The sequence below is a fragment of the Falsiroseomonas bella genome (assembly GCF_003173615.1).
In the GTDB taxonomy this organism is placed as follows: domain Bacteria; phylum Pseudomonadota; class Alphaproteobacteria; order Acetobacterales; family Acetobacteraceae; genus Falsiroseomonas; species Falsiroseomonas bella.
Genome location: NZ_QGNA01000004.1, coordinates 248,492 through 264,410, shown reverse-complemented (window position 1 = coordinate 264,410; position 15,919 = coordinate 248,492). Strand labels below are relative to the sequence as shown.

Here is a 15,919-nt window from a genome sequence, read left to right as displayed (position 1 = left end):
CGCGGCAAGAAACCGGCCCGCATCTGCCTCGTTCCCCCACCGAGCCCCCGGCCTCGCGCGCCGCGGCCGATCCCCGCGCAGCCGGACACAGCAACGAGAGGACACGCCGTGTCTGCAACCACCGCCCCGGCCGTCCCGAGGACCCTGCACCGGTCGCCCGTGCAGGGAAGGCCCCTGCATCCGCTGCATGCGATCCTGCTGGCTTTCCCGCTGCCGCTCTTCCTGGGCGCGCTCCTCGCGGATGTCGCCTACTGGCGCACCTACCATGTGCAGTGGACGAACTTCGCCTCCTGGCTGATCGCCGGCGCCCTGTTCTTCGGCGGCTTCGCCCTGCTCTGGGCGCTGATCAGCCTGATCCGCAGCCGCCCGCCCCGTCGCCGCCACGCGGCGCTCTACTTCATGGCGTTGCTGGCCACCTGGGTGGTCGGGATCTTCAGCGCGCTGGTGCATGGGAAGGACGCCTTCGCGGTCATGCCGGAGGCGCTCTACCTCTCGGCCGCGGTCGTGCTGCTGGCGCTGGTGGCGTCCTGGCTCGGCTATGCGGGCGCCCGTGCGGAGCGCGTGGCATGATGCGCGCCGCCATCCTGCCCTTCGCCGCCATCGCCCTCGTGGCCTGCGACGGCGACCCCGCCGGCGACCCGCGCGGTGCGGCGCCGGACCTCCCGGCGCCGCAGCGCGGCCTGCTGCCCTCCATGACGATCCCCCGCCCGGCGGAATGGGGCGACGCGCTCCCGACCGTGCCGCAGGGCTACCGCATCCAGCCCATCGCCACGGGGCTGCGCATCCCCCGCCAGACCCTGGTGCTGCCGAATGGCGACATCCTGGTGGCCGAGGGATCGGGGGGCGGCGCGCCGGCGCTGCGCCCGAAGGACGTCATCGCCGGCTACATCAAGAGCCTGGGCAAGTCGTCGGTCCCCGGCGGCAACCGGCTGACCCTGCTGCGCGACGCCGATGGCGACGGCACCTATGAAATGCGCACCGTCTTTGCCGACAACCTCAACGCGCCCTATGGCCTCGCGCTGGCGAACGGCGCGCTCTACGTCGCCAACCAGGATGCGCTGGTGCGCTTCGACTACGCCGAGGGTCAGACGGAGGCGAGCGGCCCGCCCACCCTCGTCACCAACCTGCCGTCGGTGATCAACCATCACTGGACGAAGGCGATGACGGCGAGCGCCGATGGCCGCTTCCTCTATGTCGGCATCGGCTCCAACAGCAACATCACCGAGCGCGGCATGGCGGCCGAGGAAGACCGTGCCATGATCTGGGAGATCGACGCCGAGACCGGCCGGCACCGCCAATATGCGACAGGCCTGCGCAACCCGACCGCGCTCGCGATCCAGCCGGGCACCGGCCAGCTCTGGGCTGTCGTGAACGAGCGCGACGAGATCGGCCCGAACCTCGTGCCGGACTACCTGACCTCGGTGCAGGAAGGCGCCTTCTATGGCTGGCCCTACAGCTACTGGGGGCAGAACGTGGACACCCGCGTGCGCCCGATCGACCAGGCGAAGGTGGCGGCGGCGATCGAGCCCGACTACGCGCTCGGCGCGCATGTCGCCGCACTCGGCCTCGCCTTCTCCACCCCCGCGATGGGCGAGCGCTTCGCGGAAGGCGTCTTCGTCGGCCAGCATGGCAGCTGGAACCGCGACGAGCCCGTGGGCTACCGCGTGGTCTTCGTTCCCTTCCGCGACGGCCGCCCCGCCGGGGAGATGGTGGATGTGGTGACAGGCTTCCTCACCGCGGAGAACAACGCCCGCGGCAGGCCGGTCGGTGTCTCGGTGGATCCGCGCGGCGCGCTGATCGTCGCCGACGACCTCTCCAACACGATCTGGCGGGTCACGCCGGGACAGTGAGCGTGCGGCCGCGCCGCTGCTGCGCGGCTGTCAGGCGAACAGGAAGCCGACGCGATCGCCTTCCAGCACGGCGCAGCTCAGCGGCCCGCCATAGACCGCGCCGGTGTCCACGCCGATGCGGTGCGGCAGCACCTCCGGCCAGTCGGAGGGGGTGTGGCCATGCACCACCACCGCCGGCAGCTCGCCGCGCCACGACAGGAAGGGCTCGCGGATCCAGGCGAGGTCGAAGGGGTCCTGCCGGTCGAGCGGCAGGTCCGGCCTGATCCCCGCATGGGCGAAGAGATAGCCGCCCAGCGTGAAGCTCGGCCGCAGCCGGCGCATCCAGGCGATGTCCCCCTCCGGCACCAGGGCCCAGCTCTCCTTGTCCTCCGGGTCGGCGCCGTAGCTGGCAAGCGTCGGCGCACCGCCATTGTCGAGCCAGAAGCCGACACGCCGCGCATCCGCCGCGGCGTCGAGCGCCGCCAGCATCATCTGCTCGTGGTTGCCGACGAGGTTGATCATCTCGGCGCCCGGCACGGGCGGCCTGCCGCGCAGCAGCGCGACCACCCCGGCGCTGTCCTCGCCGCGATCGACATAGTCGCCGAGATGCAGCAGCAGAGGCTTCGGCCCGGGGCGCGCCGCCATATCCGCCGCGATCCCGGCATGCAGCACGGCCAGCCGCGCCGCGCAGCCATGCGCATCGCCGATCGCGTAGACGCGCAGCCCGGGCGGCAGCCAGCCCGGCGACAAGGATTCCGCAAGCATTCCGGCCCCAGGCTAGCGCGCCCGCGGCAGGACGTCGCCATCCGCCGGCCGGGGCGGGAGACACATGATCGGCAAGGCCCTGCGCGACCCGGCGCCCCCGCCCGGTGCCGCCCCCGCGGATGATCGGCTGCTGCAGGCGCTGCGCCGCATGCAGGGCGCGCCCGGCCGCGTCGTGCTGCGGGTGGAGGAAGCCGCGCCGCACCGGCGCAAGGTGGCGCGCGCGCTGCTGCAGGAAGGCGCGCTCGCCGCCGGCGGCCAGGTGCTGGACGGGCCGCGCGGCGACCTGCTGCTGGTCGGCGCCGAGGCGGGGCGGGCGGAGCGCCTGCGCCGGCTGCTGGAACGCCTGGTCGGCCCGGCCGGCACGCTGACCTGGTCGCTGGAGCATGACGGGGCGGCGCTGCGCGACTACGCGGAGGGCGCGCCCGCCGCGGCCCCCTGCCAGGCCCCGGCGGGACCTTCCCTCGCATCGCTCGACGGCCATCTCGCCGGCCTCGACGTAACCGCCTTCACCCGCCGCACCCAGGGCCCGAACCCCGGCGGCAGGCCCGCGCCGCGCTTCCTGCGGCTCGAGCCCGACCGCGCGCGGCTCGCCGGCGCGATGGGGCTGCTCGGCGGCGATGCCGACCTGCTGGACCACGCGGCGCGCCATTTCGCCGCGCGGCTGCTCGCCGCCCTGGCGCGGCCGGAGCAGGCGCGGGCGCTGCTCGGCGCCGGCGGGCCGGCGCGGCTGCACCTGCCCCTTCCCGCCGACCTGCCCACCCGCCCCGGCGCCGGCGCGGCGCCCGGCACGCTGGTGGCCACCCTGCCGCTCGCCGCCGCCGCCGATCCCGCAGCGCTGGAGGCCAGCCGCGCGCGCCTCGAAGCGGCCGGCATCGGCCTGGAGCTGGACGGGCTCGACGCCGAAAGCCTCGCTTTGCTGGATCCGCGCATCCTGCCGCCGGTGCTGCTGCGCCTGCGCTGGTCCGCGGCGCTGGCCGCGCCGGATGCGCGCGCCACCCTCGCCGCGCTCGATCCCGCGCGGATCGTGCTGGCCGGCGCGGAGGACGCCGCGGCGCATCGCTTCGCCGCGGCGGTCGGCATCGTTCAGGTCGAAGGCGTCGCGGCATGACGGCGCTGCGCGACGCCGCAGCCCGCGCGGGCACGCGCGCCGCGCTCGACCTCGCCACGCTGGTGCGCGAGAGCGTCGCGGCCGATGCGGCGCGGGAGGTGCTGCATCTGCGCCTCGCCGCCCTCGCCCCCGCGCTGCGCCGGCCGCATCATCGCCGCCTGCTGCGCGACGCGCTGGACAGCGCGCTGGCGGCCACGCGCGCCAACATCTTCGACCTGCCGAATGGCGACGTCGTCGCCGTGGCGCGCCTGCCCGCCCCGGCGCTGGAGGAAGCGCAGGCCGCGCTGCTGCGCAGCCTGGACGCGGCCTCGGCCGGCGCGGTGCGTCGGATGCGCCTGCCGGAGGAAGCCGCGCGGCTGCTCAGCGCCGCCGCCGAGAGCCTCGGCATGGAACCGGTCGAGGCGGCGGAGACCGCGCCTGTGGACGGCCCCGGCGCCCCCTTCGGCAGCGCCGAGCTCGCAGCCGCCGAGCGCGCGCTCGCCGCCGCCGACCTCGAGCCCGTCACGCTCGCCCAGTCGGTCTGCCGGCTGGACCCCGAGGGCGGCGCGCCCGAGCCGGTCTGGGAGGACCGCCGCATCTCCTGGCCCGCGCTGAACGCCGTGGTGCTGCCCGGCCGCGACCTGGATGCCGCGCCCGGCCTGCTGCGCCGCCTCGGCCGCATGGCGGAGGGGCGGATGCTGATCGAGATGGCCCGCCCCGCGGCGCAGCTCGCCTGGCGGCCGGTCGGGCTGCCGCTCGCGCCGGCGACGCTGGATGGCGGCATCTTCGCCCGCTTCGCGGAGGCGCTGCCGGCCGGCCGCCGCGCCGAGGTGATCATCGGCCTGCGCCCCTTCGATGTGCTGGCCGACCCGCGTGCGATGCGGCGGCTGTCGCCCATGCTGCACCAGCGCGGCTTCCGCCTCGCGCTCGACGATGCGACGCCGGCGCTGATCGCGCTGCTGCCGCCGGAGCGGCTCGGCCTCGACCTGGTGCGGCTGCGCTGGTCGCCCGACCTGCCCTCCGCCATCCCGGAGCCGGTGCGCCGCCTGCTGCAGGCGGCGTCGGACCGCGTGGTGCTGGCCGGCGTGGACCGCCCCGCGGCGATCGCCTGGGGCTGGGAGGCCGGCATCCGCCTGTTCCAGGGCCCGCTGGTCGAGCGCCGCCGCCGCGGCGTGTGAGCGCGAGCGGCGCGTCGGAACCGGACTCATTACAGCATCAAATTGTCGAGTCCGCGCACCGCGGCGCTGCGCCCGCGGCATCATCGCGCGTGCCGCGCAGTGCGGCACGCAACGAAGGATTTTCATCTTGCGCGCATTTCAGCGGACCGCCCTGCTCGCGTCCTGCCTCGCCCTCGCCGCGCCGCACGCCGAGGCGGCGTGGCTGTTCCAGACGCCGCGCACCGAACCAGACTACTACGTCCGCGCCTATCTCTCACTCACTCCTGAGGCGCAGGCGAATGGCGTCAGTTTCGAGCTCGAGAACTTCTGGGAGCGGGACACGACATTCCACGACCTCAAGGCCGCCGGCGTGCTTGGTCTCTCGATCATCGCGCGCAGGGGTGGGCGCACCGGGCTGTGGCTCTTCAACACGAACCTGTTCGACCTCAGGACGCCCGACGAGATGTTCGGCGACTTCCGCATCAACATCACTTGGAAGCCCGAGACCGAAACACTGTCCGGTTCGATCTATGTGACAACCTGGGATCCGGACATCGCGGTCGATGTGACACTCGGCTACGGGCTGCACACCAGCGCCATGCTGGGTGTCAGCGAGTGGCCCTGCGCGGAAGGACGATCCCCGCCGCCGGTCAACGGTGCCTGGATCAATGGCTGCAACATCGTTACGCTCGGCGGTACCTACGCCGACGTGCAGAACTCCCCGCTGGTGGAGGTGCCCGAACCCGGCAGCGTCGCGCTGTTCGCCACCGCGCTGCTCGGCATGCTCGGCATCGCGACGCGCCGCCACGCCTAGGCCACGCGCCAGCAAGTCCATCCGTGCGAGGGAGCGGGCATGAACGGCGGCACGTTCGGCCCGCTCCGACTTCACCGGATGTCGCGCGCCGATCGCATGCGCGCGACCGCCCGCTCGACCGGCACAGGACGAGGCCCGGACCAGTCGCTCGGATCGCGCCCTACGCCGCCTCGAGCTTCGTCACGTCCTGGCCGGGCCGACGGCGGGCGATGAGCGCGGGCAACGCCTCGGCCGCGAGCGGGCGACTGAGCAAGAAGCCCTGCGCCTGGTCGCAGCCGAGCTCCGCCAGCGCCTGCAACTGCCCGCGCCGCTCCACGCCCTCCGCCACCACCTTGGCCGACAGGCCATGCGCCAGGCGGATCACCGCATCCACGATGTGCAGGCTCGGCCCCGCCTCCTCGATGCGGTCCACGAATTGCCGGTCAACCTTGATCACGTCGAAGGGCAGGTGCTGCAGGTAGCCCAGCGAGGAATAGCCCGTGCCGAAATCATCGAGCGCGACCCGTACGCCGAGCCTGCGCAGCGCCGCGACCTCGGCCGCGGCGCGCTCCGCCTTGCGCAGGAAGACGCCTTCCGTCACCTCCACCTCCAGCAGCCGCGGATCGCCGCCGGTCGCCTCCAGCGCCTCCTGCACGAGGCGCGTGCCCTGGCCGGCGCCGAATTCGGCGGCGGAGAGATTCACGGCAACCGGCACTTCCAGCCCCTCGGCGCGCCAGCGCAGCGCCTGGCGGCAGGCCTCCTCCAGCACGAAGCGGGTCAGCTTGTGGATCAGGCCCGTCTCCTCGGCGACCGGGATGAAGAGACCCGGCGGGATCCAGCCGCGCTCGGGGTGCTGCCAGCGCAGCAGCGCCTCCACCCCGTCGAGCCCGCCATCGCGCAGCCGGAACTTCGGCTGGTAGGCCAGCACCATCTGCCGCCCCTGCACCGCCTGGTGCAGGTCCTCCTCCAGGCGCCGGCGCTCGACCAGGCGTTCCTCCTGGTCCGCGGTGAACAGCATGCTGCGCCCGCGGCCGCCGGACTTGGCGCGATAGAGCGCGATGTCGGCGCGCTGCAGCAGCGCCTCCGCGGTCATGCCGTGCAGCGGCGCCAGCGCCGTGCCGACAGATCCGCCGCTGCGAAGCGTGTAGCCCGCGATGCAGAAGGGGCGCCCGAGCGCCTGTACCAGCCGCGCCGCCGTTTCGGCCGCTTCCTCCGGGCCGGCGATGTCGGGCTGGATCACCGCGAATTCGTCGCCGCCAAGTCGGGCCAGCACATCGCCCGCGCGCAACGTGGAGGCCATGCGCGTCGCCGCCGCGACCAGCAGCTGGTCGCCCACCGGATGGCCCAGGCTGTCGTTGACACCCTTGAAGTCGTCGAGGTCGAGGCAGTGCACGGCGACCATCCGCCGCAGCCGCTCCGGCGCCAGCGCCTCACGCAGGCGTTCGGCGAAGAGCACGCGGTTGGGCAGCCCGGTCAGCACGTCGTGCTCGGCGAGGAAGCGGATGCGCGCATCGGCCTCGCGCCGCTCGCTGACATCGAGGCCGACGGAGACCACGCGCACCACCTGGTTGCCGGCGGCCAGCACCGGCGCCGCGCTGGTGATCAGCGTGCGCCTTCCGCCATCCGGCGTCGCGACCTCCCGCTCCGAAGCGCCGCGCGCCTCGCCGGCCGCGAGCACCGCGGCGGCGTCCTGCTGCAGCCAGGGCGCGGCGCCGATCTCCGCGGCGCTGCGGCCGATCAGCTTCTGGTCCGGCCCGGGCAGCGCGAACATGTCGCGCGCCGCGCCATTGGCCAGCACCACCCGGCCATCGGTGTCCACCGCCGTCACCGCGACGGGCAGCGCCTCCACCAGCACACGCAAGGTGCGCTCCGTCTCCTCCGCGCGCCGCATGCCCCGCCGCAGCAGCACCATCAGCAGCGCAGAGCTCAGCGCGATGCCGAGGATGCAGGCGGTGAAGATCAGCGACAGGCGCGAGGCGCTGGCCTGGGCCCGCGTCACGGCCTCCGCCCGGTCGGTGTGCAGCGTCACGTTCAGGCGCGTCAGCCGCTGCTCCGCCGCGTCGAGCACCGCGCCGATCCGCGCCCGCGCCGCCGCATCGCCGGGGCGGAAGCCGAGGATGTCGCCCTCGATGCCCTCCAGCGATTGCAGCAGGCCCGCGACCATGTCGAGACGGCCGTAGAGCGCCTCGGCCGCTTCCACATTCTCCGGCGTCATGAGCGCGACGCGGCTCAGCAGGATCTCGTAGCGGTCGAGCAGCGTCTCGTCGGCGTCGTCGGAATCCGGCTCGCCCATGCGCAGCAGCACGCTGCGGGTGCGATGCAGCTCCACCAGCGCCTGGCTGCTGTACCAGACCGAGATCCGCTGCGTCTGGGTCTCGAGCTTGTACTGCTGCACCGCCTGCTGCAGCGCGATCCCGACGGAACCGGCGAAGAGCAGCGCGGCGGCCGCGCCGACCAGCAGCGGTGCGCGGCGGCGCAGCGGATTGGGCATCGCGCGGGATCAGGCGATCGTGATCGCCCGGAGCTGCCAGATGGACCGCTCGCGCACCAGCGCGACGTCGAGCTCGGGCCGCTGCGACCAGGGAAAGATCATCCAGACCGGCCCGCGATCGCGGATGCGCAGCGGCTGGTCGTCCTCCCGCGTCGCCAGGAAGGCGCCGTGCTGCAGCAGCTCCGGGACGGGCGCGGTGATCGCGTAGTCGTTCAGCGCCACCGCGCGCAGCATCTGGCCCTGCGCCCCGACATGCTGGAGCAGCCGGGCAAGCGGCACGCCGGCGAAGCGGCGCGGCGCGTCGCCGGTCCAGGCCGTGCGGGTGACGAGGTCGGCGCGGCCAAGCGCCTCCAGCGCGACAAGGTCGAAGCGCACGCCCTCGGCCGCGCCGATGCGGCCGGTGACCTGCAGGATCGGCCGCCCCCTCGGCGCCTCCGTCTCGGCAAGGACCGGAGGCGCCGCTGCCAGCACGGGCAGCGCAAGGAAACGGCGGCGAAGCATGGGTCCTGTCCCCTGTGGCCCGGACCGCCCTGCGCGGCCCCCGCACAGGATGCGTCGCGCCGCTGAAGGGAGCGTTAAGCCCGGCCCCGTTGCGGCCGGCACCGTGCCTCGCCTATGCCGGCGCGATGGATGGCACACCCGCGCTGCGCGTCGAGGCGCTCAGCAAACGCTACCGCCCCGATGCGCCGACGGCCGTCGCCGATCTCTCCTTCGTGATGGCGCGCGGCGCCACCTGGGGGCTGCTCGGTGGCAACGGCGCGGGCAAGACCACCACCATCGCCATGCTGCTCGGCCTGCTGGTGCCGACCTCCGGCCGCATCGTGGCGCTCGGTCACGACATGGCGACCGACCGTTTCGCCGCCCTCGCACGGATGAACTTCTCGTCGCCCTACGTGGCGCTGCCGCATCGGCTCAGCGTGGCGGAGAACCTGCGCGTCTATGCCCATCTCTACGGCGTGAAGCGCGCCGAGGCGCGCATCCGGGAGCTGGCGGAGCAGCTTCAGCTGACGGAGCTGCTGGACCGCCCGGCGGGCGAGCTTTCGGCCGGCCAGAAGACGCGCGTGGCGCTGGCCAAGGCGCTGGTCAACCGCCCCGAACTGCTCCTGCTGGACGAACCCACCGCGAGCCTCGATCCCGACACCGGCGACTGGGTGCGCAGCTGGCTCGAGCGCTACCGCGAGGAGACCGGCTGCGCGATCCTGCTCGCCAGCCATAACATGGGTGAGGTGGAACGCCTCTGCGACCATGTGCTGATGCTCAAGCAGGGGCGCGTCGTGGACCAGGGGAGCCCGGCCGACCTGCTCGCACGCTACGGCCGCGACGACCTGGAGGAGGTCTTTCTGGACATTGCGCGCGACCGCCAGCGTGTGGAGGCGGCGTCGTGACCGCCCTCGCGTTCCGTCACGCCGCAGGCGTGCAGTCCGCTCGACGCGTGTGGGGGCTGATGTATCGCCACATCGCGCTCTACCGCCGCTCCTGGCCGCGGCTGCTGGAGCTGATGTACTGGCCGGTGCTGCAGATGATCGTCTGGGGCTTCGTCACCGCCTATCTCGCCGGGCTGCAGAACAACGTCGCCTCCGTGGCCGCCGGCGTGCTGCTCGGCGGCGTGCTGCTGTGGGAGGTCGCGATCCGCAGCCAGATGGGCTTCGCCATCTCCTTCCTCGAGGAGATCTGGTCGCGCAACCTCGGCCATGTCTTCGTCAGCCCGGTGCGCCCCCTGGAGCTGGTCGCGGGGCTGGTGGGCATGAGCATGCTGCGCATGTTTTGCGGCGTGATCCCCGCGATGTTCCTCGCCTTCGCCCTCTACGGCTTCGGCCTGTGGACGATAGGCCCGGTACTGGTGCTGTTCTTCGCGTCCCTGATGATGATGGGCTGGGCGGTGGCGCTCGGCGTCACCGCGCTGATCCTGCGCCACGGCGCAGGGGCGGAGCCGCTGGCCTGGTCGGTGCTGTTCGGCCTGACGCCCTTCGCCGCGGTGTTCTACCCGGTCAGCGTGCTGCCGGACTGGCTGCAGCCCTTCGCCTACATGATCCCCGCGGCGCATGTCTTCGAAGGGATGCGCGCCGCGCTGCTGCAGGGCGTGGTGGCCTGGGGCCACCTCGCCGCCGCCTTCGCGCTGAACCTGGTGTGGCTGGCCGGGATGGGTTGGCTGTTCCTGCGCCAGTTCCAGGGCGCGCGGGTGCGTGGCGCGCTGCTCAACATCGGCGAATAACCCCGCCCCATCCGGCGCGTTTGCGCCGGATGCAGCGCCCCCAGCCGCCCGCCTTCCTGTTCGCCACCGGCATCGAGAACTCCAACCCACGCATCCGCAACGGCGCGCTGCGGGTGGACGAGATGGAGCGCTGCGGCCACTACGCGCGCTGGCGGGAGGATTTCGCACTCGTCGAGGAGCTCGGCCTGCGCTTCCTGCGCTACGGCCCGCCGCTGCACGGCACGCTGCTCGGTCCCGGTCGCCACGACTGGGACTTCGCCGACCAGACCTTCGGCGAGCTGCACCGGCGCGACATCGTGCCCATCGTCGATCTATGCCATTTCGGCGTGCCGGATTTCATCGGCGACTTCCAGAACCCCGATTTCCCGAAGCTCTTCGCCGACTATGCCGGCTGCTTCGCGCGCCGCTTCCCCTGGGTGCAGCTCTACACCCCGGTCAACGAGATGTACATCTGCGCCCTGTTCTCCGCCCGCTACGGCTGGTGGAACGAGCAGCTCTCCTCCGACCGCGCCTTCGTCACCGCGCTGAAGCACATCGTCGGCGCCAACCTGCTCGCGATGCGGGAGATCCTGAAGGTCCGCCCGGACGCCATATTCATCCAGTCCGAGAGCACCGAGTATTTCCACGCCGAGAGCCCCGCCGCCATCGCCCCCGCGGAGATCCGCAACCAGGAGCGCTTCCTCTCCCTCGACCTCAACTACGGCCGTCGCGTGGACAGCGGCATGTACGAGTATCTGATGGATTCCGGCCTGACGCGGGAGGAGTACCACTTCTTCCTCGCCCACTCGCCGCTGAAGCGCCACTGCATCATGGGCAACGACTACTACTGGACCAACGAGCACCTGGTGCACGAGGACGGCCGCACCCGCGCCTCCGGCGAGGTGTTCGGCTACGCCGTGCTGACGCGCCAGTATCACGACCGCTACGGGCTGCCCGTGATGCACACCGAGACCAACCTCCGCGACGACAACGAGGGCGACGCGGAGCGATGGCTGTGGAAGCAATGGGCCAACGTGCTGCGCGTGCGCAACGACGGCGTGCCGGTGATCGGCTTCACCTGGTACTCGCTGACCGACCAGGTCGACTGGGACACGGCGCTGCGCGAGGCCAGGGGCCATGTGGACAAGGTCGGCCTCTACGACCTCGACCGCAACATCCGCCCCGTCGGCCGCGCCTACAAACGGCTGGTCGAGCAGTGGCGGGAAGTGCTGCCCGCCCAGTCGCTCTGCCTGCAGGTGCCGATCGTGATGCCGAGCGCCTACGACACGGATGGCCTGCCGGAGGCCTATTGGGCGATGCAGGCGGCGCGGCGGCGCGGGTAGCCGCCCCGCCTGCCGCGGGGTAGAGGGGCCGGGTGACCACCACCCGCCTCTTCCTCGTCCGCCACGCGCTGGTGGAGCCCTCGGCCCGGCTAACCATGTACGGCGCGATGGATGTCGGGCTCTGCGAGCTTGCACTGCGGCAGGAGGCGGCGACCTATCGCTGGCTTGCCGCACGGCTGCCGCAGCCGGCGCGCTGGGCCGTCACGCCGCTGTCCCGCACCCGCGCGACCGCCGCCGCGATCTTCGCCGCCGGCTACCCGGAGGCCGAGCTCGAAACCCATCCACAGCTGATCGAGCAGCGCCTCGGCGAATGGGAGGGGCTGCCGCACGAAGCCTTCCTCGAGCAGTTGCGCCATCCACCGCACCCCTTCTGGTCCATCAGCGTCGAGGAACGGCCGCCGGGCGGCGAAAGCTTTGCCGACGTCATCGCCCGGGTCGGCCCGGCGGTGGACCGGCTGGTGGCGGAGAACGAGGGGGGCGACGTGGTGATCGTCGCGCATGGCGGCTCGATCCGGGCCGCGCTGGCCCATGCGATGGGCGCGCCGGGCCTCGCGGTGCTCAGCTTCTCGATCAAGAACCTTTCGCTGACCCGGCTGGAGAAGGTCGGCCCCGACTGGCGCGTCGCCGCCGTGAACGAGGAAATGTTCACTCTTTAGTTGGCCTCAAGCGCCGGCGTTGTTTTTCATCGCCTCAGGCGCCGGCGCCCCCTCCGGGGGCTTGGCTGGCGCGCAGGCCGCGGGCGCGCCACGCGCCGCCCCCGAAATGCCTTGCCGCCGCCTTGGACAGCCGAGTCGCAAGCCTGTAGAGATGGGCCTGTGACAATGTCTTGCCGGAGGCCGCTCATGTTCCGTGGCATCTTCCTGGCCGTCCTGCTCCTCGCCGCCGGCCCCGCCGCCGCGCAGCAGGAGCAGCAGGCGCTGGTCGACCGCGCGGCGCTCGCCGTGCAGGAGGTCATGACCTCCGGAGACCGGCCGCAGGACGCGCAGGACTTCCTGCGCCGCGCCCGCGCCGCGCTCGTCTGCCCGCGGATCTTCCGCGCGGGCTTCATCATCGGCGGCGAGGGCGGCACCTGCGCCCTGCTCGGCCGGGATGGCGGCGGCTCCTGGTCGTCGCCCGCCTTCTACCAGATGACCTCTGGCAGCGTCGGGCTGCAGGCCGGCATCCAGGACATGACCCTGGTCCTGATGGTGATGAGCGACCGCGGCCTGCAGGCGCTGATGAACAGCCAGTTCAAGGTCGGCGCCGAGGCCTCCATCGCCTTCGCGACGCTCGGCGGCGCCGTGCAGGGCGCGACCACCGCCGCGGCCGGCGCCGACATCGTCGCCGTCGCGCGCGCCCGCGGGCTGTTCGCCGGCATGTCCCTGCAGGGCTCCCTGCTGACCTACCTGCCGGATTACGCCCGCGCCTATTACGGCAAGGACGCCTCGGCCCGGCAGATCGTGCTGCAGATGGAGGCGCACAATCCGGGCGCCGACCCGCTGCGCGCCATGCTGATGCGCTACGGCACGCCGCAGTGACGCCCGCGCGGACCTGCCGACGCACGCCGAATTGACCATGCGGGCCGGCGATGCGAGAGGGGTCGGGTGAGCCCCCTCGATCCCTCCGTCGCCGGTCAGCTGGCAGCCTCGCTGCCGGAGGAGGAGTTCCGCCGGCTGCTCCACACCTTCGAGGCCGATCTGGGCCGGCTCGCCGCCGACTGCGTGCGGGCTGCCGGCGACGCGGACGAGGCCGGCGTGCGCCGCGCCGCGCACAGCCTGGTCGGCGCCGCGGCGGCGATCGGCGCAAGCCGGCTCGAGGCGGCGGCACGCGCCGCGCTGGAACAGCCCTTCCTCGCCCCGCCGCGCGACCTCGCCGAGCGCGTGCGGACGGAGGCCGTGGCCGCGCTCGCCGCCCTGGCGGCGCTCGCCTCCCCTGGCGCCGAGGCGCAGCGGGCGGAGTAGGCGCGCCGCCCCTGCCCGCTCGGCTGCGGACGGCAGGAACGGAACACGTCCAATCGGCAAGTGGCATGTTTCGTGCTGGACGGCCCCTTGGCGACCTGCGCAGTCTTCTGTCACCGCGCCGGTCGCGGAGGGCAGCATGGACACGGCAGTCGTTCGGCAGGACGGGCGGCCCTTCAACGACGATGAAGAGTCCGCGATCGCCTATGTGCGCGAGTTGCAGCGGGACGGGCGCCTGCTGCTGCGCCATGTGGCGCGCCGGTCGGACCGCGTCCTCGGCACGGCGCCCGGCATCGCCGGCATCACGGAGCTCGCCATGCTCACGGCGGACCCGCTGGAGATCGTGCGGGACCGCGCCAAGTTCGCCGCCCTCTCCGCCTGCGTGGATGCGCTGAGCCGGCAGGCGGCGCCGGCCAATGCCAGCACCATCCGCCTGACGCGCGCCTATCTGCGCAGCACGCCGGAAGGCGGCGAGCCATCGGCCGAGGTGAAGGCCCGCGTGATGTGGCTGCGCTTCGTGATCCTAGGGCTGATCGGGCTGGTTGTCTTCTTCGTCGTCATCGCCATCAGCCTGCTCGCCCATGTGGACAGCGGCCGGCGCGCGGTGGAGCAGCTGCAGAACACGCGGTCCGAGATCAGGTCCATCGAAGGCGAGCTCGCGAAGCTGCCGCAGACCGCCTGGATCGCGCCGCAAGTGCCCCCGCGCGAGGGCGCCTATCGCCAGATGTGCCCGCAGGAGGACGGAACGGGCCTGGTGCCGGCCGACAACCTGGAAGGGGCACGCGCCGACGCGCTCTGCAACGAGCTGGGCCAGGCGGTGCTGCGCAACCGGCTGGTGGTGATGCGCCTGACGCGCTGGAACCGCCTCTCCTGCGGCCTGCCGCTGCTCGATCCCTGCGTCGCGCCGGAGGGCGATGAGAAGATGTACGGCGTGCCGCTGCAGCAGCATCTGGACCGGACGGAGATGCGCACCGCCGCGGTGATCTCCACCCTGACGGGTTTCGTGCTGCCGCTGATCATGGGCTTCATCGGCGGCGCGGCCTATGTGCTGCGCCGGCTGGACCACAAGCTGTCGGAGAATACGCTGGAGGTGCGCGACGGCTGGCATGCCGTGCTGCGCGTGCTGCTCGCCACCATGCTGGGCGGGCTGCTCGGCGTGGTCTGGAGCGGCGATGCGCCGGTGCAGCTCGGCGGCTTCGCCCTGACCCTCGCGGCCGCTGCCTTCTTCGTGGGCTTCGCGCTGGAGGCGGTGTTCACCGTGGTCGAGGCGATGGTCGAGGGCGTCGCCGGCCGCCTGCGCGACCCGCCCTCCGCCCCGGTGCCCCTCTCCGTGCCGCCGCCGGCGGCGCAGGGGTAGGCGCGGCCGGCTATCCCGCGGAGAGGCCGGCGCGCAGGCGCCGCCGCGCCTCCTCGGGCAGCCCGTCCAGCAGGCCGTGGCGGAGGAAGAAGTCGGTCAGCACCAGGTTCACGTTGAACTTCACGCGGTCGCCCTCGGCCACCTCGCGCAGCACCTCGGCCGCCGGGCGCAACTCGAACCGTTCGACCTCGTCGTCCTGCGGGCGGGGCACCAGTCCCTCGGGCAGTTCCAGGTCGTAGCAATGCAGCACGTCCCGCCGCAGGCCTTCCTCATTCGCCATGACATAGGCGACGCGCCCCACCGGCACCGCGCGCGTGGCGACCTCCGCCGGCAGCGACGCCTCCTCTCCCGCCTCCTTCACCAGGCATTCCTCGGGGCCGAGTCCCGCCGGGATCCCGCCGGCGACGATGTTGTCCATCTGCCCCGGCGCGACCGGCTTGTGCTTCGACCGCCAGCCGACCCAGAGGTGCAGGCCGTCCGGGCGGCGGACGAAGCCGTTCACATGGACCCCCTGGGAGAGGATGCCGAAGGGCGGCAGGGCGCCGCGGTCGATCCGCGCCAGCACCGGCCCGTCCGGCGTTGCGCGCACGTCGAAGGCCTCGTCGCGCAGGCGGAAATGCCCCCGCCCGGCCAGCGCCCGGGCCAGGCGCTCCAGAGTCGCGGTCGCGGCCGCCTCCCCCCGGATCCGCCCGGCCAGCGCCGCGCCCTCCCGGTCGAAATGCACGTCCCGCGGGAAAAAGGCGAGCGCGCGCGCCAGCTCGGCGCCGAGCCAGCCCACCTGTTGGCCTGCGATCCGGAACGGGATCAGATGCGCGGGGGAAGCGACGTTGTTGCACGCTTCCACATGGCGCCACAGACGGCCGAAGAGGTCCTGCTCGGGGTTCATGCGGCCCTGTAGCGCGCCGGGCGCATGGCCGGGAAGCAGGCGGCACCTTCCGTGCCGGCCGGGCATGGCCACATCCTGCGGCG

General features: G+C 72.9%; 16 protein-coding genes. 12 read left to right on the top strand and 4 right to left on the bottom strand.

The window, feature by feature from the left end; genetic code table 11:
- Window positions 1-159 precede the first annotated feature (159 nt).
- Window positions 160-570, top strand: a complete 411-nt coding sequence (locus tag DFH01_RS18140) for a DUF2231 domain-containing protein (protein ID WP_233256173.1) — start codon at window positions 160-162, stop codon at window positions 568-570.
- On the top strand, window positions 567-1,850 hold the full coding sequence (locus DFH01_RS18135) for a PQQ-dependent sugar dehydrogenase (protein WP_109871891.1): 1,284 nt from the start codon (window positions 567-569) through the stop codon (window positions 1,848-1,850). The genes DFH01_RS18140 and DFH01_RS18135 overlap by 4 nt, the downstream gene beginning before the upstream one ends.
- Window positions 1,851-1,880: 30 nt before the next feature.
- On the opposite strand, the gene DFH01_RS18130 is transcribed toward DFH01_RS18135, so the two are convergent.
- Complete coding sequence (locus DFH01_RS18130; protein WP_109871890.1) at window positions 1,881-2,594, bottom strand: metallophosphoesterase; 714 nt, start codon at window positions 2,592-2,594, stop codon at window positions 1,881-1,883.
- 64 nt (window positions 2,595-2,658) lie between these two features.
- Here DFH01_RS18130 and DFH01_RS18125 point away from each other — a divergent pair, with 64 nt between their 5' ends.
- From DFH01_RS18125 to DFH01_RS18115, 3 genes are all read left to right on the top strand, one after another.
- Window positions 2,659-3,702, top strand: a complete 1,044-nt coding sequence (locus tag DFH01_RS18125) for a hypothetical protein (RefSeq protein WP_109871889.1) — start codon at window positions 2,659-2,661, stop codon at window positions 3,700-3,702.
- Complete coding sequence (locus DFH01_RS18120; RefSeq protein WP_109871888.1) at window positions 3,699-4,859, top strand: EAL domain-containing protein; 1,161 nt, start codon at window positions 3,699-3,701, stop codon at window positions 4,857-4,859. Before DFH01_RS18125 ends, DFH01_RS18120 begins: the two co-directional genes overlap by 4 nt.
- A gap of 127 nt (window positions 4,860-4,986) precedes the next feature.
- Window positions 4,987-5,652 (top strand): PEP-CTERM sorting domain-containing protein, encoded by a 666-nt coding sequence (locus tag DFH01_RS18115; protein ID WP_109871887.1) that lies wholly within the window; start codon window positions 4,987-4,989, stop codon window positions 5,650-5,652.
- Between the two features lie 160 nt (window positions 5,653-5,812).
- Here the strand turns inward: DFH01_RS18115 and DFH01_RS18110 are convergent, their stop codons facing one another.
- Both DFH01_RS18110 and DFH01_RS18105 read right to left on the bottom strand, forming a co-directional pair.
- On the bottom strand, window positions 5,813-8,122 hold the full coding sequence (locus tag DFH01_RS18110; RefSeq protein WP_109871886.1) for a putative bifunctional diguanylate cyclase/phosphodiesterase: 2,310 nt from the start codon (window positions 8,120-8,122) through the stop codon (window positions 5,813-5,815).
- A 9-nt stretch (window positions 8,123-8,131) separates the two neighbouring features.
- Complete coding sequence (locus tag DFH01_RS18105) at window positions 8,132-8,623, bottom strand: putative pterin-binding protein (protein ID WP_109871885.1); 492 nt, start codon at window positions 8,621-8,623, stop codon at window positions 8,132-8,134.
- A gap of 125 nt (window positions 8,624-8,748) precedes the next feature.
- On the opposite strand from DFH01_RS18105, the gene DFH01_RS18100 reads away from it, so the two are divergent.
- The 7 genes from DFH01_RS18100 (at window position 8,749) to DFH01_RS18070 (ending at window position 14,950) form a co-directional block, all read left to right on the top strand.
- Window positions 8,749-9,507: an ABC transporter ATP-binding protein gene (locus DFH01_RS18100; RefSeq protein ID WP_109872378.1), complete on the top strand. Its 759-nt coding sequence runs from the start codon at window positions 8,749-8,751 to the stop codon at window positions 9,505-9,507.
- On the top strand, window positions 9,504-10,334 hold the full coding sequence (locus DFH01_RS18095) for an ABC transporter permease (protein ID WP_442899709.1): 831 nt from the start codon (window positions 9,504-9,506) through the stop codon (window positions 10,332-10,334). The genes DFH01_RS18100 and DFH01_RS18095 overlap by 4 nt, the downstream gene beginning before the upstream one ends.
- A 29-nt stretch (window positions 10,335-10,363) precedes the next feature.
- Window positions 10,364-11,656, top strand: a complete 1,293-nt coding sequence (locus tag DFH01_RS18090; protein ID WP_109871883.1) for a family 1 glycosylhydrolase — start codon at window positions 10,364-10,366, stop codon at window positions 11,654-11,656.
- A gap of 32 nt (window positions 11,657-11,688) precedes the next feature.
- Window positions 11,689-12,312 carry a histidine phosphatase family protein gene (locus tag DFH01_RS18085; RefSeq protein WP_109871882.1) on the top strand — a complete coding sequence of 208 codons (624 nt, stop codon included), beginning with the start codon at window positions 11,689-11,691 and terminating at the stop codon, window positions 12,310-12,312.
- Between the two features lie 186 nt (window positions 12,313-12,498).
- Complete coding sequence (locus DFH01_RS18080; protein WP_233256172.1) at window positions 12,499-13,173, top strand: lipid-binding SYLF domain-containing protein; 675 nt, start codon at window positions 12,499-12,501, stop codon at window positions 13,171-13,173.
- Between the two features lie 66 nt (window positions 13,174-13,239).
- Window positions 13,240-13,596, top strand: a complete 357-nt coding sequence (locus tag DFH01_RS18075) for an Hpt domain-containing protein (RefSeq protein ID WP_158287807.1) — start codon at window positions 13,240-13,242, stop codon at window positions 13,594-13,596.
- A gap of 136 nt (window positions 13,597-13,732) precedes the next feature.
- Complete coding sequence (locus DFH01_RS18070) at window positions 13,733-14,950, top strand: hypothetical protein (protein WP_109871879.1); 1,218 nt, start codon at window positions 13,733-13,735, stop codon at window positions 14,948-14,950.
- Window positions 14,951-14,960: 10 nt separating this feature from the next.
- On the opposite strand, the gene DFH01_RS18065 is transcribed toward DFH01_RS18070, so the two are convergent.
- A complete protein-coding gene (locus DFH01_RS18065) occupies window positions 14,961-15,902 on the bottom strand; it encodes an NUDIX hydrolase (protein ID WP_233256171.1) in 942 nt (313 codons plus the stop codon).
- Window positions 15,903-15,919 lie beyond the last annotated feature (17 nt).

Excerpts from the sequence above, each read along its gene's own strand:
- DFH01_RS18135 (WP_109871891.1), top strand. The coding sequence starts at position 567 with ATGATGCGCGCCGCCATCCTGCCCTTCGCCGCCATCGCCCTCGTGGCC.
- DFH01_RS18130 (WP_109871890.1), bottom strand. The coding sequence starts at position 2,594 with ATGCTTGCGGAATCCTTGTCGCCGGGCTGGCTGCCGCCCGGGCTGCGC.
- DFH01_RS18125 (WP_109871889.1), top strand. The coding sequence starts at position 2,659 with ATGATCGGCAAGGCCCTGCGCGACCCGGCGCCCCCGCCCGGTGCCGCC.
- DFH01_RS18120 (WP_109871888.1), top strand. The coding sequence starts at position 3,699 with ATGACGGCGCTGCGCGACGCCGCAGCCCGCGCGGGCACGCGCGCCGCG.
- DFH01_RS18110 (WP_109871886.1), bottom strand. The coding sequence starts at position 8,122 with ATGCCCAATCCGCTGCGCCGCCGCGCACCGCTGCTGGTCGGCGCGGCC.
- DFH01_RS18105 (WP_109871885.1), bottom strand. The coding sequence starts at position 8,623 with ATGCTTCGCCGCCGTTTCCTTGCGCTGCCCGTGCTGGCAGCGGCGCCT.
- DFH01_RS18100 (WP_109872378.1), top strand. The coding sequence starts at position 8,749 with ATGGATGGCACACCCGCGCTGCGCGTCGAGGCGCTCAGCAAACGCTAC.
- DFH01_RS18090 (WP_109871883.1), top strand. The coding sequence starts at position 10,364 with ATGCAGCGCCCCCAGCCGCCCGCCTTCCTGTTCGCCACCGGCATCGAG.
- DFH01_RS18080 (WP_233256172.1), top strand. The coding sequence starts at position 12,499 with ATGTTCCGTGGCATCTTCCTGGCCGTCCTGCTCCTCGCCGCCGGCCCC.
- DFH01_RS18070 (WP_109871879.1), top strand. The coding sequence starts at position 13,733 with ATGGACACGGCAGTCGTTCGGCAGGACGGGCGGCCCTTCAACGACGAT.
- DFH01_RS18065 (WP_233256171.1), bottom strand. The coding sequence starts at position 15,902 with ATGCCCGGCCGGCACGGAAGGTGCCGCCTGCTTCCCGGCCATGCGCCC.